This is a genomic window from Kitasatospora sp. NPDC057198, from assembly GCF_042670125.1.
Taxonomy (GTDB): domain Bacteria; phylum Actinomycetota; class Actinomycetes; order Streptomycetales; family Streptomycetaceae; genus Kitasatospora.
Window position 1 is genome coordinate 1 of record NZ_JBHUWH010000400.1, and the last position, 7,238, is coordinate 7,238.

6 protein-coding genes and 1 pseudogene are annotated in these 7,238 nt (G+C 73.2%); all 7 read left to right on the forward strand.

The genetic code is table 11. The features are described from left to right. Nucleotides 1-547 precede the first annotated feature (547 nt). A complete protein-coding gene (locus ACFUEL_RS31285; RefSeq protein ID WP_380240193.1) occupies nt 548-1,726 on the forward strand; it encodes a C40 family peptidase in 1,179 nt (392 codons plus the stop codon). An 83-nt stretch (nt 1,727-1,809) separates the two neighbouring features. Continuing rightward, a complete protein-coding gene (locus tag ACFUEL_RS31290; RefSeq protein WP_380240195.1) occupies nt 1,810-2,118 on the forward strand; it encodes a DUF6112 family protein in 309 nt (102 codons plus the stop codon). 44 nt (nt 2,119-2,162) lie between these two features. Beyond that, entirely contained in the window at nt 2,163-2,825 is a 663-nt protein-coding gene (locus tag ACFUEL_RS31295) for a hypothetical protein (protein ID WP_380240202.1), read from the forward strand. Nucleotides 2,826-2,847: 22 nt separating this feature from the next. Then, entirely contained in the window at nt 2,848-4,323 is a 1,476-nt protein-coding gene (locus ACFUEL_RS31300) for an ATP-binding protein (protein ID WP_380240197.1), read from the forward strand. A 135-nt stretch (nt 4,324-4,458) separates the two neighbouring features. After that, nucleotides 4,459-5,928, forward strand: coding sequence for an SCO6880 family protein (locus ACFUEL_RS31305; protein WP_380240198.1), 1,470 nt, complete (start codon nt 4,459-4,461; stop codon nt 5,926-5,928). Nucleotides 5,929-5,960: 32 nt separating this feature from the next. Further along, a complete protein-coding gene (locus tag ACFUEL_RS31310) occupies nt 5,961-6,398 on the forward strand; it encodes a DUF6238 family protein (RefSeq protein WP_380240200.1) in 438 nt (145 codons plus the stop codon). A gap of 17 nt (nt 6,399-6,415) precedes the next feature. Beyond that, nucleotides 6,416-7,238 (forward strand): annotated as a pseudogene (locus ACFUEL_RS31315) (ATP-binding protein); the annotation flags it as partial.

Sequence of the window (7,238 nt, forward strand, 5' to 3'; positions counted from 1 at the left end):
GTCCTGCGGTGCCCGGCGGCCACCGCAGGACGGGGGGATGGCCGGGACGGTAGCCGGAAAGGACGGCCACACCTAACGGCGGCCGGGAGGGTTCCGGGCCTGGTGAGGGGTCGTTTGGTGCGGCCGGACTTGGCGTCTACTGTCTCGCCATGCCAACCGGGCCCCGGGGTCAACTCGGTCCGGGACGGCTCGTGTTGGTCCGTGCTGCCCTGTCCACTGGGGTGCTTCGCGGGCCCGCTTCCCCCTATCCCCTTCGTTCCAGGAGACCTCGTGTTCGGGCTGAGATTACGAGCGCGGCCGGCTGCCGCGCACGATCCGAGACCGGCGTCCGGGAGCTGCGAACTCCCCTGACCCGGGCCCGCCCTACAGGCGGTTTCACTACCGGCGCGGTGCCGGCGACTTCTTCGCACGAGAGGCCGGCACCGCGTCCTCCTACAACACCCCGAGGAGTTGCTGCGATGCAGCGCGCCCTGGCACAGCCGTGCCTTTCCCCGCCCCGCCCCTCCACCCCGACCGTCCTGGGCGCCCGTTTCGCCCAGCGGCGGCGGTGAAGAAGTCCGCGGGTCTGCTCGTCTCCCTGGTCGCGGCCGGGCCGCTGGCCCTGGCGCTGCCGCTGGTGGTGGTCGCCGCCGGGGGTGCCCAGGCCACCGCCTGCGCCCCGGGCGGTGATCAACAGGCTGTGGATACCGCTGCCGTGGCCGCCCAGGTGAAGTCGATCCTGGACGGCTCCAACCCGCTGGGTGCCCCGGCCGTCTCCGGGCTGGACAAGCCGGACGAGCAGATCCCGAACGCGAAGACGATCCAGGCCACCGGCGTCGCGATGCACATCCCGGTCCGCGGGCAGGTCGTCGCGCTGGCGACCGCGCTGCAGGAGAGCGGGCTGCGCAACCTCGACTACGGCGACCGGGACAGCCTGGGGCTGTTCCAGCAGCGGCCCTCGCAGGGCTGGGGCACGCCGGAGCAGATCATGCAGCCGGTGTACGCCTCGACGAAGTTTTACGAGGCCCTCCAGCAGGTCTCCGGCTGGCAGTCGATGTCGATCACCCAGGCCGCGCAGGCGGTGCAGCGCAGCGGCTACCCGGACGCCTACGCCAAGTGGGCGCCACTGGCGACGGCACTGCAGCAGGCCATCGCCCCGCTCCTCGAACCCGGCACCAACCCGGGTTCGACCGCCTCGCCGTCGCCGACGCCGGGCGCGAGCCCGTCGCCGGACGCCTCGGCCAGCACTGCTCCACCGACCGGTGGCGGGTGTTCGACCGCGGGCGGCGACGGCAGCGGCTTCGGGACGATCCCGCCGGGCACCCTGCCCGAGGGGTACACGATCCCCACCGACGCGCCGCCGCAGGTGCAGACCGCGATCCGCTGGGCGCTCGGCCAACTCGGCACCCCGTACCAGTGGGGCGGGTCCTGCGAGGACTCGCACGGCGCCGACCCGATGGGCCGCTGCGACTGCTCCTCGCTGATGCAGATGGCCTACAAGGCGGCCGGGGTCACGCTGACCCGGACCACCTACACGCAGGTGGGCGAGGGCACCGCCGTTCCCTTCAACGCCCTGAAGCCGGGCGACCTGCTGTTCACCACCGGGACGGCCGCAGTGCCCGAGCACGTCGGGATGTTCATCGGCGGCGGCCTCGTGGTGCAGGCCCCGCACACCGGTGACGTGGTCAAGGTCTCGACCCTCGCCGAGTGGCAGCCGCAGATTCTCGCGGCCCGCCGGATCGTCTGACCGGCGCTTCTCCCCTCCCCCTCTTCTCCCCCGTTCCCTCCGGTGCGCCTTCGGCGTGCCCGGATTCTCCCTGGAGTTCCCCTATGTACCTCGCCGACAAGGCCATCCAGCTCGCGTACGACCCGGGGATCTCCCCCAACGAGGGCGGCCTGCCCGGCCTCGCGGTACTCAAGCAGGTGATGGGCTCCATCAACCTGTTCGGCATCATCGCGGTCGTCGGAGCGCTCGCGGTGAGCGCCGGCGTGTGGGCCTGGGGCCACCACTCCGGCGGCCACCAGGCCGAGGCCAACGGCAAGAAGGGCGTGCTCGTCTCCGCCGGCGCGGCCCTGCTGCTCGGTGCCGCCAACGGTGTCGTCGCGTTCTTCTCCACCCTCGGAACGCAGGTCAAGTAGCCGTGCAGAAACGTTCCTTCAACTCCTCTGCTGCCCGCAGCGGGATGTCCGGCGGCGCCCTCGTGCGCCGCCGGGCGCTGCTGGGCAGCGTGGTCCTGGTGGCGCTCGTCGCGCTGGCCGGACTGTTCTCCTACTTCACCCGCGACGGCCGCACTCCGTCCGACCACCCTTCCGCAGAGCCGAGTTCGTCTCCGGCTGCGGCTTCCGCCCCGGCTTCGCCGTCCCCGCTTTCCGGTGACGGGACGGCGCTGCCGGTGCCGCCGGGCACCCACGATCCGATCGCGTTCGGGAAGGCCGCGGCGGTGGCGCTGTGGTCGTACGACACCCGGGCGTACTCGCAGCCCGAGTTGGTGGCGGCCCTGCACCGGTGGCTGACGCCCGAGCAGGAGCTGGCCGACCCGGCTTCGGTGGACCACCTGGTGCCTTCTCCGGTGCTGTGGGGGCGGATGGCCGACTCCGGGCAGTACGCCACCGGGAGCGCGGCCGAGGCGCACTTCCCCGACGCCTTCACCCGGGCGCTGCAGGCCGATCCGGGGGCGATCACGCAGGCGTACGTGTACGCGGTGACCGTCTCCGGCAGGCAGTCGATCGCCTGGAGCGGCGTCCGCGAAGGCGGTGCCGAGGACCGCTCGGCCACCTTCGCCGTGCAGTGCCGCCCCGACCGCCCCTGCTCCCTGGTCGGCGTGATGCCGTCCGTGGCGCCCTGACACCACGAAGGAGGTGCCCTCCGTGGGCGTCTGCGACATCCCCCTGATGGGCCAGGTCTGCAACGTGGTCGACGCGGTCAGCTTCGTGTCGAACCCGGGCAAGTCCATCACCGACGGCATCGGCGCGTGGATCGCCAAGTCGATGGGTGAGTTGGCCTCCAGCGCCGTCGACCTGGCCTCGCGGGCGGTGGACGAGACCACCGCCATCAACCTCAACGCCCCGTGGTTCAGGGCCAATTACGAGCTGGTCATGGTGATCGGCCTGATCCTCACGGTGGGCACGTTCTGCGCGCAGCTGGTGCTGGCCGCCTGGCGCCGGGACGAGCGCGCGCTCGCCCAGGCGGCCTGGGGCACGATGACCGGCGTGCTGTTCTCCTTCGGGGCGATCAGCTTCACCGCCGTGGCCGTCACCGTCGTCGACACGGTCTCCGCCGGGCTGTTCAAGGCCGCCGGCACCAGCATCGACGACGCGATCAGGCGCCTGATCAAGGTCTCCGAGCTGGGAACGATGTTCCAACTCGGCTGGGCGATCCCCTCGCTGGTCGCCGTCGGGTGCGCGATCGGCGCGTTCCTCTACTGGGGCGTGATGGTCGCCCGCAAGGTCGGCGTCCTGGTCCTGGTCGTCCTCGCCTCGTTCGCCGGTGCCGGCGGCGGCTGGGAGGTCGCCAAGCGCTGGCGGCGCGGCTGGATCGAGGCCACCGCCACCCTGGTGGTCTCCAAGCTGCTGATGACGGTCGTCTTCATCACCGGCGTCGCGGCCATCGGCGAATCCGACACCAAGGACGGGCTCGGCGCGCTGTCCGACATGATGGCCGGAACGGTGATCATGGTGCTGGTGCTGCTGTGTCCGTACGCCGTCTACAAGTTCGTCCACTGGGCGACCGACGGCGGCGGCCACGACGACCTGCACCGCACCGGCATCGCCGGCATGGCGGTGGCAGCTGGGGCGGCGAAGACCGCCGGCAGCCTCGCCATGCAGGCAGGCACCGGCGCCCCCTCCCCGCAGGGCCCCGGTCAGGTCCCCGGCGCGGGCAGCGGCGGCAGCACTGGCGGGATCGATCCGACCGGGCGCTTCAGCAAGGAGGGCATCGACGCCGGCCCCGCCCAGCAGCCCACCTCCTTCCGCTTCGGCGAGGACCCGAACGCCCCCGGCGACCGCGGACGCTCCCTGGTCACCCGGCCGCCCGGCATCCCCGCCCTGCTCACCCGTCCCACCTCCCACGACGACAGCGGTAGTGGCACCGGCGACGACGGTGGCGGTGGCGGCGACGTAGTGGACGCCCCGGCCACAGCGGGCGCCGAGCACTTCGTCACCGGGCGTGCGACAGCTTCCCCGGGCCCGGCTTCTCCTCCCTCGGCAGTACCTGCCGCTTCGGTCACCGTCCCGGCTCCGGCTCCGGCAGGAGTGTCGGACGACGGACCGCCCCCGGCCGGAGGTTCCTCGCCTGATCCGGTCCGGTTCGTCTACCCGCACCGGCCTCCGGCGCCCGGTTCCTGACCGCAGCGCCGTCCCGGGGTGGGCCGAAGCCCTCGGCCCGCCCCGGCCCCACCCCCTCGAAGGAGCCATGGTCATGACCTCCAGAAGATCACCACGCCCCCGCCCACCTCCCGCTCACCTTCGTCTGGAATCCCGATGTCCTCCACCCCGAAGCCCGACGCCCCGGCGTCGGTGAAGTTCCCGCACCGCTCGCGCCGAGGCGTCCTGCTCGGCCTGAGTGTCTCCCAGCTGATCACCGTCGCCGCCACCGGTCTGGTGCTGCTCGGCGTCCTGACCACCCGCGGCGTCGTCGGTGCCCTCCAGCTGCTGCCCCTGTGGGGTGCGGTGGCCGTCGTCGTCGTCCTGCGCTACCGGGGACGGACCCTCGCCGACTGGGCCCCGATCGCCGTCCGCTACGCGCTGCGGCGCCTGCGCGGGCAGCTGGTCTGGCTGGCCCGGCCGTCCCGGCGGCCGGTGCGCGAGGGTCTGCTGCACCTGCCCGGCGGTGCGGCCAGCCTGCGCGTGGTCACCGCCCCCGACCGCCGCTACGGCGCCGTCCACGACCCGCACGCCAGCACCCTCACCGCCATCGTCAAGGTCAGCAGCCGCGCGTACGCGCTGCTGGACCCCGGCACGCAGGCCGCCAACGTCTCCGGCTGGGGCCGCACCTTGGCGGCGCTGGCCCGCACCGGCCACGTCGCCCGGATCCAGATGATCGAGCGGACCGTCCCGGACTCCGGCGACGCGCTGCGCCGCTACTGGCAGGAGCACGGGAAGCCGGACGCGCCGCTGGCCGGTGCGCTCTACGGCGAGCTGATCGAGAACGCCGGCCCGGCCGCCGCCCCGCACGAGTCGTACATCGCCGTCGCGCTGGACTTCAAGAAGGCCCGCCGCCTGATCAACCAGGCCGGCGGCGGCCTTACGGGCGGCTTCGCGGTGCTCGCCCAGCTGACCTCCGCCTGCGAGCAGTCCGCCCGCACCGCAGGGCTGAACCCGACCGGCTGGCTGTCGGCCGCCGAGATCGCCGCCGTCGCCCGCACCGCCTACGACCCCGCCTCCCGCGCCGCGCTGGACCGCTGGTCCGACAACGGCCGCCCCGCCGCCGACCCCGCGGCGGCAGGTCCGGTGGTCGTGGTGGAGAAGGCCGACCACATCTCCACCGACTCCGCGCACCACACCACCTACTGGGTGGAGAACTGGCCCCGCACCGAAACCAACCCCGGGTTCCTGCACCAGGTGATGTTCGCCTCCGGGGTGCGCCGCACCGTCTCCCTCGCCTACGAACCCAAGGACCTGGACGCCGCGATGCGCGACGTGCAGCGCAAGAAGGCTTCGGTGATCGCCGACTCCGCCGAGCGCGCCCGCAAGGGCCAGGTCGCCTCCGAGGCCGACTCGGTGGAGTACCAGGACATCCAGGCCCGCGAGCGGCAGCTGATCGCCGGGCACGCGGACGTCGCGCTGACCGGCCTGCTGACCGTCTCCGCCGACACCGAAGACGAGTTGCGCTCGGCGTGCGCGGTGATCGAGACCGCCGCCGTCGGCGCCCAGCTGGACCTTCGCCCGCTCACCTGGCAGCAGGCGACCGCGTTCACCGCCGCCGCCCTGCCCTTCGCTCTCGCCGCCTGACGCCGGCCCGCCCCTCCCCGAAGGAGCCCACGATGCCGGCCACCCCCGACTTCGTCCCCTACGCGAGTGCCGCGATCGACTTCCACCGCGCGCTCAACCTGCCCGCCGGGCCGCTGGTCGCCTCCCGGCCTGAGCTGGACTGCCTGCACGAGCATCTGCTGTCCCTGCACGCGCTGCTGGACGCCCACGCCGAGCGCACCGCTCCGCTGCTGCCCGCCGAGGGCGACCACCTGCGTGCCGTCCGCACCCGGCTGTGGCAGGCCGCCGACCACCTCCACGCCGCCTACCACTCGGCCCCCCGGCTCGGCAGCGGCGAGGTCCCCGACGCCGAAGCCTGCCGGACCCGGCTGCCCGAGGGTGCGCCGGAGCTGACGCTCTGCCGCCGCCATCAGCAGACCGCCCGCCTGGTACGCCGCCGCACCACCCCCACCGACCTGCACTCCCCCTTCACCGGCCTTGTCCGGCACTGACCCCGGAAGCCGCCACCATGACCAGGAACCGCGCCACCGCCAGCCCGCTGTTCGTCCCCCGCAAGCCGAACCGCGCCCAGCGCCGGGCCGCCCGCGAGAGCTTCGCCGAGGCCCGCACCAAGGCCCGCAGCATCCGACTGCCCTCCCGCCAGCGGGAGTTCACCGGGGCCGACCCCGAGCTACAGCCGACCTACCCCGCCTCCGGGCGCCCCGGCCCCGCCTCCGGACGCGGCAGCAAGCTGCGCCTGCCCAAGCACCGCATGACCACCGCCGTCGCGGGCGGTGCCTATCCATTCCTCGCCGAGGCCGGCCTCGGCGCCGAGGGCACGTTCATCGGCCGCGACCTGCACGCCGAGGCCGCGTTCTGCTTCGACCCGTTCACCCTCTACAACTCCGGCCGCATCGAGGGGTTCACGAACCCGAACGCGGTCCTGTGCGGGATCATCGGCATGGGCAAGTCCGCGCTGGCGAAGTCCATCGCCACCCGGTCGGTCGCCCACGGCTACAAGATCTACATTCCGTCCGACCCGAAGGGCGAATGGTCTTCCCTCGCAGGTGAGTTGGGCGGGCAGACCATCGCGCTCGGCCCCGGCCTGCCGGGCAGGCTCAACCCTTTGGACGCACCCGCTCGGCCCGCCGGGGTGGACGAGGAGGACTGGAGCGCCGAGGTCCGCAAGCGCCGGCTCCTGCTGCTGGCGAGCCTGGCGGCCACCGTGCTCAAGCGCGACCTGCTGCCGATGGAGCACACCGGCCTCGACGTCGCACTCGACCTGGTCGTCGCCGAGGCCGAAGCCGACAGCACCGCACCGCTGCTCGGCGACATCGCCCACGCCCTCGGTC